This window comes from Microvirga sp. VF16, from assembly GCF_016864375.1.
Classification (GTDB): domain Bacteria; phylum Pseudomonadota; class Alphaproteobacteria; order Rhizobiales; family Beijerinckiaceae; genus Microvirga.
The window spans coordinates 1,007,989-1,025,752 of record NZ_CP069354.1 but is presented as its reverse complement, the minus strand read 5'-3'; the positions used below and the strand labels follow the sequence as shown (position 1 = coordinate 1,025,752).

The following is a 17,764-nucleotide window of genomic DNA, read 5'->3' as shown; positions in this document are numbered from 1 at the left end:
ATCTACTCCCGCTCTTGGACAGGCTCGAAGTGATGGAAGACAAGGGTGGCAGCGAGGACGCCGTCGAGGAGCTGGATGGCATTGATGCGCTCGACGACCTGGTTCTCGGTTTCCGTCTCGAGCGTGACGATCAGCTTGCCCGTTTCGTGACCGCCATGGATCTCAGCCCCTTCGATGGAGCCGATACTCTCGATGATCGATGGAACCCGATCGGGCCGGCTGTGGACGACAAGGCTGGAGATGTGACACTCGCCACTCATGAGGCCACCTCTGAGGCAGAGATCCGGATGGCATCGGCAGGGCAGGATTGGATACAGTCACCGCAGGCGCTGCAGGCGTCGGTCATGATCCTGGGGCGGGCACCACCGAGGGCCAGTTCGAACCGCATGGCACCCGTCGGGCAGACATCCCGGCAACTCATGCAGGCGATGCCCTGAAGCGCAAAGCACGAGGGGGCGATCACGGCGGACAAGGGCCCGGCAGTCTTATCGCCTCGGGTAATCCCGCCGAGCAGGAAGCTGCGGCGCCTCTGATCCACGACCTCCGTCATCGACCTGCCCTCAAACCGGACCCGGAGGTCCCGTGAACAGGTAATACATCCACACGACGAAGCCCCATCCGGCGACGATGCCGACGGCGATGAAAGGCCAGATCAGGACGGCAAGAGCGAGGAACGTGAGTGCCTCACGTCTCTTTCTGCCTGCTTCCAGTGGTTCGGATTGCATTATTCATGTTCGCTCAGAAAGACACGGGACTTACTTAACGACATGTACCTTAGAACATTCCTAAAACTTGTCCAGCAACCGAATATAGAAAACTACTACTATAAATTATGTAATTATACTTCAAATTTCTTACTATAGACGATTGCCAACATTCCGTCTTTGCGCTAAATCAAATAAGGCGATTTTTCCTACAACCTTCATTTTAGGGCGCTACTCCGGCCGGTCCATGCCTTTGAGGTCAGGTTGAATGTTGATTGCCGAGGCATCGACTGTTCAGCACCGACTGGCGTCGGAATAGATCTTCACCCAGAACCTGCATCCGATTTGTGCAGAATTCCCGGTCGAGACTAAGGAGCGGTTGCGAAATGCACGGACGCAGGGAAAATCTTTGGTTCGCCGCAGCCCCATTGTCGAGGATCTCGTGGTGTCAACCGTTGCCATCAGAACCTCACACAGATCGACAGAAGCCCTTACCGTTTCAAGTCAGTACTGCGGTTCCCAGAACTCGATCATCGCACACCGTCCCTGGGATTGGACTGTATTGAATCTCGCGTCACTTGAATGTTCAGATCAAGCTGAGTCTCAGCGAGGATCGCAAACTCGGTCAGTTTATATATGAGGTTCTTGGGCAGGGCCGCGTCCCTACATATACGCCCCAGCCTATCAAGAAGATAGGCGCCAGCTATCAGGTAAATACCTGACAACTTGCGGAATAACGTCTGAACTACGACCTATCGAAATTTTTCGCAGATCGCTGTCGATTGCATCATCTGACCTAATACGAAAAGCCCTGCCCCATTCCGGGGCAGGGTCAGGTTTCTCCTCGCCTCCAGAGTCCTCCGAAAGCCTCTGGAGTAGGCCACGCAACCGCGCTTGAGTCAAACGACCCAATGTATTCGCAACAATATAATTCCATACTCAGGTCAGCAATACTGACGGTCCGAATGAATTAATTCCGGTGTTGCTTTCATGCCATAGCCAGAACTTGCATATGCTTCATACTGCCCTTGCGACTCCTCGCACAAGGGATGAAAGCTCATGAAAACACGCCTTCTTGCTCTCTTGGCCGCTACGGCACTCGCCGCTGGCATCTCGGCTGCCTCTGCGGCGGATCTCCCGAGTCAGGCGCCGCCGCCGGCACCGATCGTGGCGCCGATCTTCACCTGGACCGGCTTTTATGCCGGTGTGAACGCCGGCTGGGGCTGGCGCGACAGCAACCGCGAGACCGTCGTGCTCGGCGGCGATGTGCCGGGCACCCTGTTCTTCCCGGACAATGGCGACGGCGGCTTCACCGGCGGTGCCCAGATCGGCTACAACTACCAGATCGGCTCCTTCGTGATCGGTCTCGAGACCGACATCCAATGGGCCGACACCGATCAGGACGAGACCGTGGCCTTCATCCCGGCCGGCCTGCCCGGCACCTTCGTGCCCGGCGAGTTCCGCTCCAACCTGTCGGACTGGTTCGGCACGGTGCGGGCCCGCGCCGGTGTCGCGATCGACCGCGTGCTGATCTACGCCACCGGCGGTCTGGCCTATTCCGATGACACCACCGGCTGGGTGGCCGGCGGCGGTGTCGAGTGGGCGCTGCCGGTGAACTGGTTCGGCTCCTCGGCGGTGACCTTCGGGCTCGAGGGCCTGTGGCTCAGCTTCGATGAGGACGACGACGACTTCGGCAACGGCTTTGTCGGCACCTTCCAGCCGGATATTGGCGGACCGCCGGTCGACATCTTTGCCCCCGCCGTCGGCAACGACGACAACGACTTCTTCGTCGCCCGGGCCAAGCTGAACTTCAAGTTCGGCACCTACTGAGCCGGCCTCCCCAACCACCGACAAGGCCCGGAGCTTGCTCCGGGCCTTTTTGTTTGCCCAACACGAATGTCGCGACAGCACGGAACTTTCAAAACGTATTGGGCGGTTAGCAAGCTACCGATGTCAAAATGGGATCGACGTCCGGGATCAAGCCTCAACGATCGAGGTGAGGATCGAACGTCGCCGATGCATATCACATTGCTCCGCGGGCATCATGAGGCGAGCGCTCGTCTCCGATAAAGGGTAGGCAATGAGGCACGTCCACGTCTCGCCAAGACTAAACGTCAACATTGCCGGAGCATATCCGTCGAAGCTGGCACTGGCCGGGGATCGTCAACGAGCGATCACAGCGTGTCATCGATCAGGATCGCATGCTTGATCTCACTGTTCTGAGCACCCTGTATGTTCCGATGCGTCGCCCTACCCGAGACATTCCGTCCAGACTTGTCGCCATGAGCCGGCATCGGCGAGCGAGCTTCCGCAAGCCGTGAGAGCCCGCACCGTCGGTGCGACCAGCTCCGCATTGGAACGCGCCACCGTTCCATCGGGCAGAAGCACATTGTTTTCGAACCCCACGCGCACATGACCGCCGAGGAGCGCAGCGCTTGTTACGCAGGCCGCTTCATGACGGCCGAAGGCACAGACCATCCAGTTAGCGAAGTCTGGCTGGCCGGGCGCAAGGAACGGCAGCAGATCGGCGGGGCGCGAGGTCTGGCCCACCGTGTAGCGGCCCAGCACATAGAGCACGGGTATCCTCTCGAACGGCACGAGCCCGCGTTGCCGCATCTTGTCCAGCCGGACAGCCTCCTCGGGCGTGTAGAGGATGATCTGCGGAACGATCCGCTCCTGCCGGAGCCAATTCAGGAATTCCGCAAAGGCAGGCTCGGATGTTTCGTCCGGAGCAAGCTCGCGCAGAGCCAACGAGACCGCCTCGGGCCGCGTGGCGCGCACCACGGCCATCTGCTCTTCGGGCTTGTAGATGCCAAGCGCCTCGCTGGTGATCTGAATCACGAGATGGTCGCCGACGGCCTGGCGAATAGCCTTCGTCATTTCCGTATAGGCATCCGCGTCGAGAAGATGTCCACCCTGCCCGTCGCGTACATGAACGTGAATCATGCATGCACCCGCCTCAAGGCACTCGGACGCCGTATGGGCCATCTCGCCCGGCGTGAGGGGAATGGCTGGATGATCGGCTTTGGTGCGGCGCCCGCCATTGGGAGCGACCGCGATCGCGACCCGCTGTTCCGTTGTCTTTTGCTGCCCATTCATGTGCCGAGTTCCGATACATCTGTTTCAAATCAGAGCAATTAAAAACAGATGTTGCACGGTGCCGAGGGCTGAGTCTATGGTTCGATGATGGATACCGCGCCTCTAGCCGCAGCGATCGTCGAGACATTCCCAGGCCTGCCGGAGCAGCTCCAGGCAGCGGCCCGCTTCATTCTCGACCGGCCGAGGGATGTGGCACTTCTCTCCATGCGCGAACAGGCGAGGCAGGCCGGGGTCCAGCCCGCGACGATGACCCGGCTGGCCAAGAGGTTGGGCCTCGACGGCTACGACGCGATCCGAGATCTTTATGCTCAGGCCATCCGCAATGACGGCCTAAGCTTCTCGGGCAAAGCCGGAGCCCAGGTGATGGTCCAGAAGGCCAGGGGCGAGAAGGTCCTGGCAGCGGAAATGGTCGCCTCCCTAACGAATCAGATCGGCCGGCTGGCCGAACCCGAACAGCTCAATCGGCTGGCAAGTGCCGCCGCCCTGCTGGCTTCTGCCGAGCGTGTCTTCTGTCTCGGCCTGCGCTCGTCGCACACGGTGGCGTGGCACATGAATTACGTGCTGTCGCTGATCGGCGAGAAGTCGGTTCTGCTCGATACCCATGCCGGCTTCGGGACGGATGCCATCCGGAACGCTACGCCGCGGGATGCTCTCTTCACTGTCAGCGTCGCGCCCTATACCCGCGCGACCGTCGAAGTGGTGCAATATGCTCATGCGCAGAACGTGCCCATTGTCGCCGTCACGGACAGCCTCGTGTCGCCTCTCGCTCAGGTCGCGCAATCCACCATTCTGGTCTCGACCGACAGCCCCTCGTTCTTCCACAGCATGACGCCCGCTTTCGTCGTCGGAGAAATCCTGGCAGCGCTCGTTGCAGGACGCGGTGGAGAGACGTCACTGGAGGCCCTCCGGCACACCGAGGGCCAACTCGCCTCGTTCAATACCCATTGGTTGCCGAAAGACGGCAGGAGACCCTGATGACCCGCATTCTTCATCGTCAAATCCATGGCACCCTGCCGGTCGCGGTCAGCGGCAAGGGGGTCGAGATCTTCGACGAGCAAGGCAAGGCCTATATCGACGCCTCCGGCGGAGCGGCCGTCTCCTGCCTGGGCCATGGACATCCTGACGTGACGGCCGCCATCCATGCACAGGCCGACAGGCTGGCCTATGCGCATACGAGCTTCTTCACCACGGAAGTTGCGGAAACCCTGGCCGACCGATTGATCGAGGACGCGCCGGCCGGACTATCTCACGTCTATTTCGTCTCGGGGGGATCGGAGGCGGTCGAGGCCGCGCTCAAGATGGCACGGCAATACTTTGTCGAAACCGGGAAACCTGAGCGCCGCAACGTCATCGCCCGTCGCCAGAGCTATCACGGCAACACGCTGGGCGCGCTCGCCACCGGCGGCAACGAGTGGCGTCGGGCACAGTTCAGGCCGCTTCTCATCGAGACGCACCATATCGACCCGTGCTTCGCCTATCGCTATCAGCTGCCGGGCGAGAGCGACCAGGACTATGCGGCCCGCGCCGCGCAGGCGCTGGAGGACAAGATCCTTGAGCTCGGCCCCGAAACGGTGATCGCCTTCGTGGCGGAGACCGTCGTCGGTGCGACCGCAGGCGCCGTGCCGCCGGTGGCGGATTATCTCAAGCGCATCCGCGCAATCTGCGACCGCTACGGCGTGCTGCTCATCCTTGACGAGGTGATGTGCGGCATGGGCCGCACGGGGACGCTCCATGCCTGCGAGCAGGACGGGATTGCGCCGGACATCATGACCATCGCCAAAGGTCTGGGCGGCGGCTACCAGCCCATTGGAGCCGTCCTGCTGGGGCAGCACATCTATGATGCCTTTGCCAAGGGCTCCGGCTTCTTCCAGCATGGCCACACCTATCTTGGCCATCCCATCGCGTGCGCGGCCGCTCTCGCCGTTCAAGAGGTAATCCACCGCGACAACCTTCTGACCAATGTCAGATCAATGGGCGCACGCCTGCGCCAGCGCCTGGGAGACCGGTTCGGAAACCACCCGCATGTTGGGGATATCCGGGGGCGAGGGCTTTTCATGGGCATCGAGCTGGTGGAGGACCGCTCGACCAAGGCCGTCTTTGATCCTAAAGAGAAACTTCATGCGCGCATCAAGCGTGAGGCGATGGCTCGCGGCCTCATGGTCTATCCCATGGGCGGCACCATCGACGGGGCACGGGGCGATCACGTTCTGCTCGCTCCGCCCTTCATCGTCGACGAAGCCATCGTCGACACGATTGTCGAGCGTCTGGGAGACGCCGTGGATGCGGCACTCGCAGGCGTGAGATTGAAAGCCGTCTGATCCTCTCTGCGGGGGCAAGGGCGGCAACGGGGGAACCAATCCCCGAACTGACTTCAAGTCCGGCACAAAGCCGGACACAACAAGAGGGACGACAAATGAAGATGTTGAATAAGACCCTGCTCGGCGCAGCCGCAGCCACTTTGGCCTTCACGGCCCTTCCTGCGCAGGCGCAGCAGAACTTCGCCACCATCGGCACCGGCGGCGTCACCGGCGTATACTATGCCGTTGGCGGCGCGATCTGCCGTCTGGTCAACAAGGACCGCAAGACCCACGGCATCCGCTGCTCGGTCGAGTCCACCGGCGGATCGGCCTACAACGTCAACACCATCAAGGCGGGCGAGCTCGATTTCGGCCTCACCCAGTCCGACGTACAATACAACTCGCTGAAGGGCGAAGGCGCTTTCAAGGACGGCGGTGCGTTCGGCGATCTGCGCGCAGTCTTTTCCGTGCATCCCGAGCCCTTCACGGTACTGGCCCGCAAGGAAGCGAATGCCAAGACGTTCGACGATCTCAAGGGCAAGCGCGTGAATGTCGGCAATCCGGGCTCCGGCACCCGCGCCTCCATGGAAGAGCTGCTCGCAGCCAAGGGCTGGAAGCTGTCCGACTTCTCGCTCGCTTCCGAGCTGAAAGCCGACGAGCATGGCCCTGCGCTCTGCGACAACAAGATCGATGCTTTCTTCTACGGCGTGGGCCATCCGTCCGCAAACATCCAGGATCCGACCACCACCTGCGGCGCACAGCTCGTCTCGATCACGGGCCCTGCCGCCGATAAGCTTGTGACGGACAAGCCTTACTACGCCAAGGCGACGATCCCGGGCGGCCTCTATGCCAACAACGCGCAGCCCACGGAAACCTATGGCGTGCTCGCGACCGTCGTGACCTCTGCGAAAGTGCCAGAGGAGACCGTCTATCAGGTGACCAAGGCGGTGTTCGAAAACTTCAACGAGTTCAAGTCGTTGCATCCGGCCTTCGCCAACCTCGATCCGGCCAAGATGGTGAAGGACGGCCTCTCCGCTCCGCTGCATCCGGGCGCAGCGAAGTACTACAAGGAAAAGGGCTGGCTGAAGTAAGCCGGCCTCCATCGAGAAGCCTATGAGAGCGGGGGCGGCGAAGGCCGCCCCCCTTGCCTTATTGAGACGCTCAAGGACACGACCATGTCGACCACTGAGAAACCCGCACTTGCCCCCTCCGCCGAGCTGGAGCAGCTCGTCGCTGAAGCCGATACGGGAGGCCGCAAGCCGACCGGTTTCACCGCTGCACTGATCACGGCGGTCGCCATCGCATGGTCCCTGTTCCAGCTTTGGTACGCATCGCCTCTGCCGTTCACGCTGGGCTTCGGCATCCTGAACGACACGGAAGCGCGCGCCATCCATCTCGGCCTCGGGCTCTTCCTGGCTTATATGGCCTATCCGGCCTTCAAGTCCTCGCCTCGTGCCTACGTGCCTGCTCTCGACTGGGTGCTGGCGCTTGCAGGCGCCTTCGCAGGCGCGTACCTCTTCCTGTTCTACCGCGAGCTCGCCGCACGGCCGGGCCAGCCGATCATGCTGGATCTCGTGACGGCAGGCGTGGGCATCGTGCTTCTGCTCGAAGCCACCCGCCGCTCGCTCGGCCTGCCGATGGTCATCGTCGCTCTGGTCTTCATCGTCTTCACCTTCGCCGGCCCCTACATGCCCGACGTGCTGCTGCACAAGGGCTCGTCGATCTCGAAATTCCTCCAGCATCAATGGCTGACGACTGAGGGTGTGTTCGGCATCGCACTCGGCGTGTCCACCAGCTTCGTGTTCCTCTTCGTGCTGTTCGGCACGCTTCTCGACAAGGCGGGCGCGGGCAATTGGATGATGCAGATTTCCATCGCGCTCCTCGGCCACCTGCGCGGCGGCCCGGCGAAGGTCGCGGTCGTGTCCTCCGCCCTCAACGGCGTCGTCTCCGGCTCCTCGGTCTCGAACGTGGTGTCCGGCGGCATCTTCACGATTCCGCTGATGAAGCGCACGGGCCTGTCCGGCGTGAAGGCCGGCGCCATCGAAGCCGCCTCCTCCATCAACGGTCAGATCATGCCCCCGGTGATGGGCGCGGCCGCTTTCCTCATGGTGGAATATGTGGGCATTCCCTATTCAGAAATCGTGACCCACGCCCTCCTGCCGGCCATCGCATCCTACGTGGCGCTGCTCTACATCGTGCATCTGGAGGCTCTGAAGATCGGCTCGAAGCCGATCCCGCGCGAGGCCATGCCTGCGAAGATGCGCTTTTTGCGCACAGGCCTCGGCCTTTCGGGCTCCATCATCGTGCTCGGCCTTCTCTATTATGGCGTCATCGGCGCGCAGGCTGTCTTCGGCACCAGCGCTCCCTGGATCCTCACGGTGGCGGGCGCCGTGATCTATCTCGTGACGGTCGCCTATGCGGCGCGCTTCCCCGATCTCGAGCTTGACGATCCGAACACGCCCATCATCAAGTTGCCACGCGCCTGGGACGTGACCCGCACAGGTCTCGACTTCCTCATCCCGCTCGTGGTGCTGCTGTGGTGCCTGATGGTCGAGGAGATGTCGCCGGGCCTGTCCGCCTTCTGGGCGACGATTTCGATCATCGGCATTCTGGCCACTCGCCGTCCTCTGCTCGCCCTGTTCCGCAAGCAGTCGATTCCGGTGGCAGCGCGAGGTGCCTTCGCCGATCTCCTGGATGGTTTCGCACTCGGCGCACGCAACATGATCGGCATTGCCATCGCGACCGCGACCGCCGGCATCGTCGTCGGCACGGTGACACTCACCGGCCTGGGCCTCATGATGACCGAGTTCGTGGAATTCATTTCCGGCGGCAACGTCATCGTCATGCTGGTACTGATCGCGGCCATCAGTCTCGTTCTCGGCATGGGCATCCCGACCACGGCCAATTACATCCTGGTTGCGACCCTGATGGCTCCCGTGGTGGTCGAACTCGGCGCACAGGCCGGCCTCGCGATTCCGCTGATCGCCGTCCACATGTTCGTGTTCTATTTCGGCATCATGGCCGACATCACGCCCCCCGTGGGTCTTGCGGCCTTCGCGGCGGCGGCAATCTCGCGGGAGGATCCGATCGCGACGGGCTTCCAGGGCGCGCTCTATTCTCTGCGTACCGCCGTGCTGCCCTTCGTGTTCATCTTCAACCCCGCTATGCTGCTGATAGGCGTGGATAGTTGGATGGATGCGGGTATTGTCATCGCCACCAACATGGCCGCGGTCCTGATCTTCTCAGCTGCGACCATGAATTACTTCGCGGCCCGAAGCCGCCTGTGGGAAAGTGCAATCCTGCTTCTCGTGTGCTTCGCCCTGTTCCGCCCCGACTGGTGGCTGAATCAGATTCATCCGGCGACTGTGGAGCTGCCCGCCAGCGAGCTGATGAACCAAGTGGCTCGTGCGCCGGAGAATCAGCGTCTCGCCTTCGTGGTGGAAGGACTGACCATCGAAGGCGACGATGTGCGCAAAACTGTGAGTCTCGATCTTGGCGAGCAGAAGCCCACGCCGCAGGAGCGCCTGCGGACGACCGGCCTCACGGTGGCAGGGCTGGGTGACCAAATGACGATCAGCAACGTGGCCTTCGGATCCTATGCCAAGCGCGTGGGCCTGGAGCCCGGCTTCAAGGTTGTGAGCGTCATCCAGCCCGCTCCGGGACGGCCCTCGACCTTGTGGGTCTACATTCCGGCGCTTGCCGTGGCGGGCCTGATCTGGTGGCTGCAACGGCGACGGGTGAAGGCTGGATCTCAAGGGCTCTCGCCGGCAACCGCTTAAAGCATTTTTCGGCGAAGCGGGTCCGACTTTAACAGCCGAATTCCCCCCTCAGAAAATATCAAGGCTCGCAGCATCCGTTGCGAGCCTTGCTCTTGATGTCACAGCACGTTGAATTGCAGGCTTCCTTAGGAGGCGGCGACCACTCGCGTACTGCCCCGCGCGGCCGATTGACCAGGCTCGGCCTGCTTCCCCTCAGCCACGCGATCCCAACAATCGTGCAGATCGGCAGACAGCCTATGCTTCATGATTCTCTGGCTCGGTGTCCGTTCGAAATCCTCGACGACCGTCAGATAACGAGGGTTTTGATAGGGTGCGAGCCGATCTCCGAGCCAGGCAGAAAGGGCCGGCAGGTCAACTTTCTCTCCCGCTTTCGGCTTCACGAATAGCTTAATGTCCTGCTCGCCGATCTCGGCCGCGACACCAATCATGGCGCATTCCTCGACCGCAGGGTGCGTCGCTGCCACATGTTCGACCTCCCAGGCGGAGACATTCTCGCCCTTGCAGCGCACGCTGTCGGTCATGCGGCCATGGAACCAGAGATTCCCGGCCTCATCGAGAGACCCGAGGTCGCCCGTATGCAGTGCCCCGACACGGAGAGCCTTTTCCGTCGCTTCCGGATTGCGGAAATATCCCTGGAAGATTGCTCCCTCGCGGTTGGTACGAACGACGATTTCGCCCTTGTCCCCCGGGGGGACCGGTTTGCCATCGGCATCAAGAATGTCGACCGCAAACCAAGGCATTGCGCGTCCTACAGCCCCCACAACGCCTGTATCGTTGCAAGTCGTGATGCTGGATGCCTCCGTCATGCCGTAGCACTCACGCATCTCCACGCCGAAGCGCTCCTGGAACAGCGGCCAGATTTCCTTGGGACAGCCGCCTCCCCATGCAATGCGAACGGGATGCTCCCGATCATGTACGCTCTCGGGCTGCTTCAGGAGGATTTGCAGGATGCCACCGAGGTAATGGATGTGGGTCGCGCCATAGGCTCTTACCTGATCCCAGAAGCGGCTCGCGCTGAAGCGGTCGACCATGGCGAGAGAGACATCACGAATGATCGGCAGGATGATCAACTGCGCCCCACCGATATGGTAGAGCGGCTCCCAAACGAACATCACATCGCCACTGCGGGCAGCGGAGACCTGCGCGACGGCCTCGCCTGCCAGACGCATCATGCTGTGCGCCACCATCACACCCTTCGGCCGGCCGGTCGTTCCGGATGTGTACATGATGGCAAAAAGATCACGAGCCTCCGGCAGGCTTTCCTCGAAAGTGGCAGAAGCTTCGATCAGGACCTCGAGCTGCAGAGACGCTGCAGTGCTCTGGGCAACGATGAACCGACTCTCGTCAATCGAGGCGCCGCACTCGCGAATGGTCGGAACCAGGTCACTGTCGCACACGATACCTCGCGGCTCGCAATGCTCGAGGATGTAGCGCAGCCCCTCCCCGCGAAGCTGGGCATTCAGCGGCACCCATACGATACCAGCCTTTGCCAAGCCGAACAGAACCGCGAGGGAGTACGGGGAGTTGCGCATCATGACCGCAACCCGGTCACCGGGCGCTAACCCAAGACGCCGCAAGCCTGCTGCAAAAGCGTCCGACTTTCGGTCAAGCGTTTCAAAGTCGACAGGATTGCCATTGAAGCTGGCGAATACCTGCTGCGGCACAAGGCGAACTTTATCCTTAAAGCTCCGGATGAAGCCTTCATCAGAGTCGGTCATTTGAGGTTCTCAGAACGGGAATGGTCTAGGCTGTACGACGAAGTCTCTCGGCAGCGAGGAGAAGAGCGGTCACGATGATGAAGACGACAACTGAGACCGCAGCCAACGTCGGGTTGAGCTGCAGGATCATGTCGTCCCACATCTGCTTCGGCAGAGTGGTCTTGACGCCTCCACTGACGAAGATCGCCACGGTGAGTTCGTCGAAGGAGGTGATGAAGGCGAACAGAAAGGCTGCCGTCAGACCACCTTTGATCAGGGGTATCGTCACCAACCGCAGAGCCTGAAAACGGTTGGCACCGAGCACAGCGGCCGCTTGGTCGAGACGCCAATCATAGCTCTTCAGCACCGCTGCGACGGCAACGAAAGCGAATGGCAGCGCAAGCACCGTGTGGCCGATCGTGAGCCCAAGATCCGTTGCCACAAGGCCCAGCTGCGCGAAGAGGTAGAACAATCCGACGGCTATCACGATGCGTGGCACGATCATCGGCGCCAGGAAGAAGGCGAAGATAACGCCTCGCCACCGTGAGGTTGAGCGAGCCAGTGCCAGCGCGGCCAAGCCGCCAATCATGGTTGCGAGCACGGCTGTCGCGAGTGCTACACCGAAGGATCGCAGCGTTGCGGATAGCCAGAGATCGGATGTGAAATAGGTCTCGAACCAACGGGTGCTATAGCCTGGGGGCGGGAATTCCAGGAACTGCGAACTGGTAAAGCCAATCGGGATGACGACCAGGGTCGGCAGAACCAAGAACAGAAGCGTCAGCGCAGCATAGACGCCGAGCAGGCGTTCCGTCACTCGTGCGCCGACAACCCGACGCATCGCTTCGCCGACCCCAGCTCCGGCATCGGCCAGCCCGCCGAGCAGCTTAAGGCCGATCCGACGCAATGCTCCGCCTGTCCCGTCCTTTCGGTCCGACGCTTCACCGGACAGGCTCGAGAGACCGAAAATCCGGTCGTAGAGCCAACACGTTACGAGAGCCGCCACCAGCATCATGGCTGCCAATGCTCCGGCGAAGGCCCAGTTCAGCATCTCCTGGATCTGCGCGATGATAAGCTGCGCCAGCATGGTCTGCTGGCGCCCTCCCAGAAGCGCCGGAACAATAAAGAATCCAAGGGAAGAGATGAAAGTCAGGAGCCCTGCCGCTGCTGTGCCAGGAAGCGACAGCGGGAAATAGACGAGCCAGAACGTTTGCGCAGGCGCTGCCCCAAGAGTTCCAGAGGCCTGTGCCAAGCGGCGGTCGATGCCCGTCATCACGGGCAGCATCGTCAGAACGGCAAGCGGAAGCATGGCATGCACCATGCCGATCATGACGCCCAGTTCACTGTGCAGGAGATTGACCGGTGTATCGAAAAGCCCAAGACCCAGACCTGCCTTGTTGATGATGCCGGTGCGTCCCAGAACGATGATCCACGCGAATGTCTTCACAAGATAGCTCGTCCAGAACGGCACCATGACGAGAAGGATCATGCGGCCGCGCAGTGCATCCGGAAGGCGAGCAAGCCAATAGGCAAGTGGATAGCCGAACAGGAGCGACAAAAGCGCAGTCATCCCCGCGATGCGGAACGTGATCAGGAGAACACGGAAATAGACATCGGTTCCGAAGACCCTGGCATAGTGGCTGCCCGTCAGGGTTCCTGTTTCAGCATCCTGAACGCTCAATCCCATCAGGCGCGCGACGGGAACGAGGAAAAAGATCAGTAGGAAGGCGAGGCCCGGCGCGGCAAGCCAGAGCGGGCCGAAGCGGAAGCGGCGCACAGCCGACGCATTCTGGATAGGCAGAACGACCGTGCTCATGGCACCACCACTGCGGCTTCCGGACGCCACGTGACAGCAACGGAATCCCCAAGCTTAGGAAGGGAGATGCCCGGTGGCACGCGAACGGTGATGAGGTCTGTACCGGGAACAGCTACGAGCACGCGGGTTTCCGATCCCGCATAGACCATTTCGGCCACGGAGCCTTTGATCTCGTTTGTACCGGCGCCACCGAGTTCCAGATGCTCTGGCCGAACGACGAGGGCCATCTCGTCCTGATCGGTGACGCTATCGGACGACAGTTGGAAGCGGCCGCATGGAGTTGCCAAATGAGCTCCGCCGTTCACGCCCCTCTCGATACGGCCGCGGAAAATGTTTGAAATGCCGATGAAATCCGCGGCAAATGCCGTGCGAGGACGGGCATAGATCTCGTGAGGCGCCCCGATTTGCTCGATCCGGGCGTGGTTCATGAGACAGATCCGATCGGAGAGTGCCAACGCCTCCTCCTGATCGTGTGTCACATAAATGATTGTCGTTCCGGTCTCGCGATGCAGGCGCTTGATCTCGAACTGCATGTGCTCGCGCAGTTTCTTGTCCAGGGCCCCAAGCGGTTCATCCATGAGGATGACCGAAGGCTGGTAGACGAAGCACCGCGCCAAGGCGACACGTTGCTGCTGCCCACCCGACAGCTCGCGCGGGAAGCGATGCGACAAGTGACCGAGCTGGACCATCTCCAGTGCGGTTTTGACCTGCCTGTCGATATCGGCGGTGCTCTTCCCGCGCATCCGCAGCGGGAAACCGATGTTTTCGGCGACCGTCAGATGCGGGAAGAGCGCGTAATGCTGGAAGACGAGACCGATGTCGCGCTTGTGTACCGGTGTATAGGTTTCGTCGCGTCCATCGATCAGGAGGCGCCCCTGGGTCGGCTCCACAAGGCCGCAGATCATCTGCAGCAACGTGGTTTTGCCCGATCCAGAGGGTCCGAGTAACGTCAGGAATTCCCCCGACTGGACTGCCAGCTGCGTGGGTTCGAGGGCAATCGTGGAGCCGTATTGCTTTGAAAGACCATCGACAAGAAGCTTCGGCTGGATGGTCCGGTCGGTGGGAGCAAGCATGTAACCCTCCTCTAGCCGAGAATCCACGCGTTGAAGCGCTCGGTCATCGCGGCCCGGTTGGCGCTCCACCAATCCTCTCGGGCAATCGCCATGAGCTTGAGATTGGTCTCGTGGGTCGGCAGCGTTACGGCGCGTTGAGTGGGGATGCTCTCATAGGCTTTCAGGTTGGTCGGGTCATAAGAGAGGAACTCCGTGAAGAGCGCCTGCTGTTTAGGATCTGCGCAGAATTTTACGAACTGGCGTGCTGCGTCGGCTCGCGGCGAGCCCTTCGGAATGCCCCATCCTTCAATCGAATAGAGACCCTGGTTCCAGACGGTTTTGACCGGTGCGCCGCCATCGATGACTGCTTGAGCGCGGGCATTCCAGAGAGCGATGAGATCTACTTCGCCGCTTTGAATGAGCTGGCTCGATTGAGCGCCGCCAGTCCACCACACATCGATATGCGGCTTAATCTTTTCCAGGCTCTTATAGGCCCGCTCAACGTCGAGGGGATAAAGCTTATCGAGGGGAACGCCATCCGCGAGAAGCGCCTGCTCCAACGTGTCGATCGGATTTTTGCGCAGGGATCGGCGGCCGGGGAATTTCTGAACATTCCAGAAATCAGCCCATGAACTCGGGGCAGCGCCATCCTTGAAGCGATCGGTCCGGTAAGCCATGATCGTCGAATAGACGTCGATCCCCATCCACAAGGGAGTGAGCGCCTCCGGCATGAGTCCCGGAGCATCGCTGGCTGCAATCCCGATCGGCTCGAGAAGGTTCATCTTGGCGAGGATATCACGCGCCGACAGGGTGAGCGTGCAGACGTCCCAGGTATACGACTTGGTGTCGACCATCGCCTTGAACTGAGCGGTAGGTTCGGCCTCGCGTGCAACGTTGACGACCTTGATGCCAGTGGCTTTCTCGAAAGGATCGTAGAACGCCTTCCGGTAGCCGGGGCTGTAGGGTCCGCCTGGATCCGCAACCGTAATCGTTGTCGCCGCGAATGCTGATCTGGTCATGATGGCTGGGGAAGCGATGGCGAGACCGAGGCTCCCGCCCCACTTCAACAGTTCGCGGCGATCAATTGTGTTGTCTTTGTGCTTCGTCACTGGATTAACCCTCTGGTTCAAGGTTGGGTTGCCGCTTCGACACGGTCTTGTTGGCTCGTAGTGGTCAGGCGCGCTGCGCAGTCCGGCGCGCGAGGAACTGCTCCATCATTCTGGCCGGCTCACCCGAAGCATAAGCCTCGCGCTGGATTCGGATGCCAGCTTCAAGGCAATCCCGGAATCCCGCCTCGGTCATCTCGCGGAAGCGTTGCTTGTCGAGGCGCATTGCCACGGGCGGCTTGGCCGCGAGCTCACGAGCAAGAGACATGGCCTCGTTCATGACCTGCTCCTGCGGCACGATGCGGTTGATGAGGCCGAGCGACCGGCACTCGTCAGCGTCCATGAGACGGCCGCTCAGTGTCAGGTCGATCGTGCGGGCCAAGCCAATAATCTCACGCATGATCCAGGGACCCGTGGTGCTGGCAATTCCTGAGTTGATTTCCGGCTGCCCCATGCGCACACCGGGATGCCCGACCCGGAAGTCACACAGAAGCGCGACTTGGAAGGCGGAGCCTGCGGCTACGCCGTTGAGGGCTGCAATGAGCGGCTTCGAGAGCGAGCGAATCGTGTCGTAGAGACGCTCCCATTCCTTCACCCATTCCTCGCCGCGGTCGGCATCGAACGTTTTGGTCTCGCTAAGATCCTGTCCTGCGCTGAAGGCGCGGTCGCCGGCGCCTGTCAGGATAATGGCCCGGATGGTCTCATCCCGCTCGAAGCCAGCCAGCGCGGCAATCAGCTGCTGGCGCATGGGGCTGTGCCAAGCGTTGAGGATTTCCGGCCGATTGAGAGTGATCAGGCCAACGTCCCCTGCCCGGTCCGTGAGAATGAAACGATCCATGCCTTCCTCCAGTGCGATAATTTACTATTGCATTGCAATAGTTGATATTGCATAGTGTTAGTAGGCTTTGGAAACGTGTCAAGCACTGTTTCAGCAATGTCATGTCACTGCTATTGAAATGCGATAACAGATTGCCCAGGGTTCGGAGTTCACATGGCTCGAAGAACAAACAAAGTTGCGTCAGTTCAGGAGCTTGGTTCTGAGGCCGAGGACCGGGACCCCTTGATGGTCCAATCGGTCGAGAAGGCTTTCAGGGTTCTGCGGGTCTTTGATGGTACTCGGCCCAATCTGAGCCTGTCCCAGATCGTCGACGAAACCGGCTTGGACATGAGTGCAGCCCAACGGTTCACCCATACCCTGACCAAGCTCGGCTATCTTGCAAAGGATGCGGATACCAAGCGCTTCGAACTCACCGTGAAGGCACTTGACTTCGGGTATCATTATGCGCGGGCGAGCACCCTGGTTGAGCGCGGGATGCCCTATCTCATGCACCTGAGCAAAACTACTGAGGAGACGGTGAACCTGACGGTGCTGGACGATACCGAGATCGTCTTCGTCTCACGCTTCATGAGCAGGCACGTGCTGAACAACGACGTGATCATTGGCACGAGACTGCCTGCCTACTGCACAGCACCTGGCATTGCCATTCTGGCACGCCTTCCGAAGGCGGATGCTCAGTCCATTCTCGATCGCTCGGACCTGCGCCCTTTCACGCCTCACACGACCTGGAGCAGGGATGCCATCGCGGCCAAACTTCAACTGACTGCGACGCGCGGCTATGCGACTGCCTTTGAGGAGTACTTTTACGGCGACCTGTCGCTCGCCGCTGCAATTCTTGACTCGAAGGGAATTCCCTACGGGGCGATCAACATCGCAGTGTCCCGCAGTCGATACACCCCGGAGGAGGCCGAAGAACGCTTTGCGTCACTGGTTGTTGCAGCGGCTCATTCCATTTCGCAATCCTCGCATTCCCGGCGATAGGAGTCTTGCATATACCTGCAAGCTATTGTGTTTTCACAACGATCATCTCCGGATGAAGTCACGGCTCAATGGCTGCTACCTGTGACCTTCTCCAAAGCCCGTTCTATCATCAGGTCATGCAGACCTTCACGCCGCTCTCGTAACGAGGCGGCCAGGAGGTCGTGGTGACCGAGGTTAGCCTCAAGCTCGCCCTGAACGACATCAAGCGCGCGCAGAAGCGAGCTTCCGATGAGACCCCGGACATCGACGCACAAGGCACAGACGATCAGGTCAGTTACGATCCTCTGAGAAGTGAGCTCTGCCGTCACGTGAGCAAGCAGATCCTCCAGTGTCTCTTTCTCAGTCTCGAACGGCTCACGTTTCAGCACGACGAAGTTCCCTGAATTGCCTCGATCCAA

16 protein-coding genes are annotated in these 17,764 nt (G+C 60.7%); 7 read left to right on the top strand and 9 right to left on the bottom strand.

Going from position 1 to position 17,764, the window contains the following annotated elements:
• Positions 1-2 precede the first annotated feature (2 nt).
• From JO965_RS04810 to JO965_RS04800, 3 genes are read right to left on the bottom strand one after another with little or no spacing between them, the layout of a single operon-like run.
• Positions 3-260 carry a chaperone NapD gene (locus JO965_RS04810; RefSeq protein WP_203442577.1) on the bottom strand — a complete coding sequence of 86 codons (258 nt, stop codon included), beginning with the start codon at positions 258-260 and terminating at the stop codon, positions 3-5.
• Complete coding sequence (locus JO965_RS04805) at positions 257-550, bottom strand: 4Fe-4S binding protein (protein ID WP_203442576.1); 294 nt, start codon at positions 548-550, stop codon at positions 257-259. Before JO965_RS04805 ends, JO965_RS04810 begins: the two co-directional genes overlap by 4 nt.
• A 10-nt stretch (positions 551-560) precedes the next feature.
• Positions 561-725, bottom strand: a complete 165-nt coding sequence (locus JO965_RS04800) for a periplasmic nitrate reductase, NapE protein (RefSeq protein ID WP_203442575.1) — start codon at positions 723-725, stop codon at positions 561-563.
• A 1,038-nt stretch (positions 726-1,763) separates the two neighbouring features.
• On the opposite strand from JO965_RS04800, the gene JO965_RS04795 reads away from it, so the two are divergent.
• The gene (locus JO965_RS04795) at positions 1,764-2,534 is read left to right on the top strand and encodes an outer membrane protein (protein ID WP_203442574.1); all 771 of its coding nucleotides are present in this window, start codon (positions 1,764-1,766) and stop codon (positions 2,532-2,534) included.
• A gap of 420 nt (positions 2,535-2,954) precedes the next feature.
• On the opposite strand, the gene JO965_RS04790 is transcribed toward JO965_RS04795, so the two are convergent.
• The gene (locus JO965_RS04790; protein ID WP_203442573.1) at positions 2,955-3,803 is read right to left on the bottom strand and encodes a 3-keto-5-aminohexanoate cleavage protein; all 849 of its coding nucleotides are present in this window, start codon (positions 3,801-3,803) and stop codon (positions 2,955-2,957) included.
• Positions 3,804-3,890: 87 nt separating this feature from the next.
• Between JO965_RS04790 and JO965_RS04785 the strand changes: the two genes are divergently transcribed.
• The 4 genes from JO965_RS04785 (at position 3,891) to JO965_RS04770 (ending at position 9,879) form a co-directional block, all read left to right on the top strand.
• Complete coding sequence (locus JO965_RS04785; RefSeq protein ID WP_203444059.1) at positions 3,891-4,778, top strand: MurR/RpiR family transcriptional regulator; 888 nt, start codon at positions 3,891-3,893, stop codon at positions 4,776-4,778.
• Positions 4,778-6,121, top strand: coding sequence for an aspartate aminotransferase family protein (locus tag JO965_RS04780; RefSeq protein WP_203442572.1), 1,344 nt, complete (start codon positions 4,778-4,780; stop codon positions 6,119-6,121). The genes JO965_RS04785 and JO965_RS04780 overlap by 1 nt, the downstream gene beginning before the upstream one ends.
• A gap of 95 nt (positions 6,122-6,216) precedes the next feature.
• Positions 6,217-7,191, top strand: a complete 975-nt coding sequence (locus JO965_RS04775) for a TAXI family TRAP transporter solute-binding subunit (RefSeq protein ID WP_203442571.1) — start codon at positions 6,217-6,219, stop codon at positions 7,189-7,191.
• A gap of 84 nt (positions 7,192-7,275) precedes the next feature.
• Positions 7,276-9,879 (top strand): TRAP transporter permease, encoded by a 2,604-nt coding sequence (locus JO965_RS04770; protein ID WP_203442570.1) that lies wholly within the window; start codon positions 7,276-7,278, stop codon positions 9,877-9,879.
• Positions 9,880-10,004: 125 nt separating this feature from the next.
• Here the strand turns inward: JO965_RS04770 and JO965_RS04765 are convergent, their stop codons facing one another.
• The 5 genes from JO965_RS04765 to JO965_RS04745 all read right to left on the bottom strand — a co-directional run bounded on the left by JO965_RS04765 (position 10,005) and on the right by JO965_RS04745 (position 16,385).
• Positions 10,005-11,597 (bottom strand): AMP-binding protein, encoded by a 1,593-nt coding sequence (locus tag JO965_RS04765; protein ID WP_203442569.1) that lies wholly within the window; start codon positions 11,595-11,597, stop codon positions 10,005-10,007.
• 25 nt (positions 11,598-11,622) lie between these two features.
• Complete coding sequence (locus JO965_RS04760) at positions 11,623-13,389, bottom strand: ABC transporter permease subunit (protein ID WP_203442568.1); 1,767 nt, start codon at positions 13,387-13,389, stop codon at positions 11,623-11,625.
• Positions 13,386-14,462, bottom strand: a complete 1,077-nt coding sequence (locus tag JO965_RS04755; protein ID WP_203442567.1) for an ABC transporter ATP-binding protein — start codon at positions 14,460-14,462, stop codon at positions 13,386-13,388. The genes JO965_RS04760 and JO965_RS04755 overlap by 4 nt, the downstream gene beginning before the upstream one ends.
• Before the next feature lie 11 nt (positions 14,463-14,473).
• The gene (locus JO965_RS04750) at positions 14,474-15,550 is read right to left on the bottom strand and encodes a polyamine ABC transporter substrate-binding protein (protein ID WP_203442566.1); all 1,077 of its coding nucleotides are present in this window, start codon (positions 15,548-15,550) and stop codon (positions 14,474-14,476) included.
• Positions 15,551-15,614: 64 nt separating this feature from the next.
• A complete protein-coding gene (locus JO965_RS04745; protein WP_203442565.1) occupies positions 15,615-16,385 on the bottom strand; it encodes an enoyl-CoA hydratase/isomerase family protein in 771 nt (256 codons plus the stop codon).
• 225 nt (positions 16,386-16,610) lie between these two features.
• Here JO965_RS04745 and JO965_RS04740 point away from each other — a divergent pair, with 225 nt between their 5' ends.
• The gene (locus tag JO965_RS04740; protein WP_246776749.1) at positions 16,611-17,366 is read left to right on the top strand and encodes an IclR family transcriptional regulator; all 756 of its coding nucleotides are present in this window, start codon (positions 16,611-16,613) and stop codon (positions 17,364-17,366) included.
• 164 nt (positions 17,367-17,530) lie between these two features.
• Positions 17,531-17,749, top strand: coding sequence for a hypothetical protein (locus JO965_RS04735; RefSeq protein ID WP_203442563.1), 219 nt, complete (start codon positions 17,531-17,533; stop codon positions 17,747-17,749).
• Positions 17,750-17,764: the final 15 nt, after the last annotated feature.

Excerpts from the sequence above, each read along its gene's own strand:
- JO965_RS04810 (WP_203442577.1), bottom strand. The coding sequence starts at position 260 with ATGAGTGGCGAGTGTCACATCTCCAGCCTTGTCGTCCACAGCCGGCCC.
- JO965_RS04805 (WP_203442576.1), bottom strand. The coding sequence starts at position 550 with ATGACGGAGGTCGTGGATCAGAGGCGCCGCAGCTTCCTGCTCGGCGGG.
- JO965_RS04800 (WP_203442575.1), bottom strand. The coding sequence starts at position 725 with ATGCAATCCGAACCACTGGAAGCAGGCAGAAAGAGACGTGAGGCACTC.
- JO965_RS04795 (WP_203442574.1), top strand. The coding sequence starts at position 1,764 with ATGAAAACACGCCTTCTTGCTCTCTTGGCCGCTACGGCACTCGCCGCT.
- JO965_RS04790 (WP_203442573.1), bottom strand. The coding sequence starts at position 3,803 with ATGAATGGGCAGCAAAAGACAACGGAACAGCGGGTCGCGATCGCGGTC.
- JO965_RS04785 (WP_203444059.1), top strand. The coding sequence starts at position 3,891 with ATGGATACCGCGCCTCTAGCCGCAGCGATCGTCGAGACATTCCCAGGC.
- JO965_RS04780 (WP_203442572.1), top strand. The coding sequence starts at position 4,778 with ATGACCCGCATTCTTCATCGTCAAATCCATGGCACCCTGCCGGTCGCG.
- JO965_RS04775 (WP_203442571.1), top strand. The coding sequence starts at position 6,217 with ATGAAGATGTTGAATAAGACCCTGCTCGGCGCAGCCGCAGCCACTTTG.
- JO965_RS04770 (WP_203442570.1), top strand. The coding sequence starts at position 7,276 with ATGTCGACCACTGAGAAACCCGCACTTGCCCCCTCCGCCGAGCTGGAG.
- JO965_RS04765 (WP_203442569.1), bottom strand. The coding sequence starts at position 11,597 with ATGACCGACTCTGATGAAGGCTTCATCCGGAGCTTTAAGGATAAAGTT.
- JO965_RS04760 (WP_203442568.1), bottom strand. The coding sequence starts at position 13,389 with ATGAGCACGGTCGTTCTGCCTATCCAGAATGCGTCGGCTGTGCGCCGC.
- JO965_RS04755 (WP_203442567.1), bottom strand. The coding sequence starts at position 14,462 with ATGCTTGCTCCCACCGACCGGACCATCCAGCCGAAGCTTCTTGTCGAT.
- JO965_RS04745 (WP_203442565.1), bottom strand. The coding sequence starts at position 16,385 with ATGGATCGTTTCATTCTCACGGACCGGGCAGGGGACGTTGGCCTGATC.
- JO965_RS04740 (WP_246776749.1), top strand. The coding sequence starts at position 16,611 with ATGGTCCAATCGGTCGAGAAGGCTTTCAGGGTTCTGCGGGTCTTTGAT.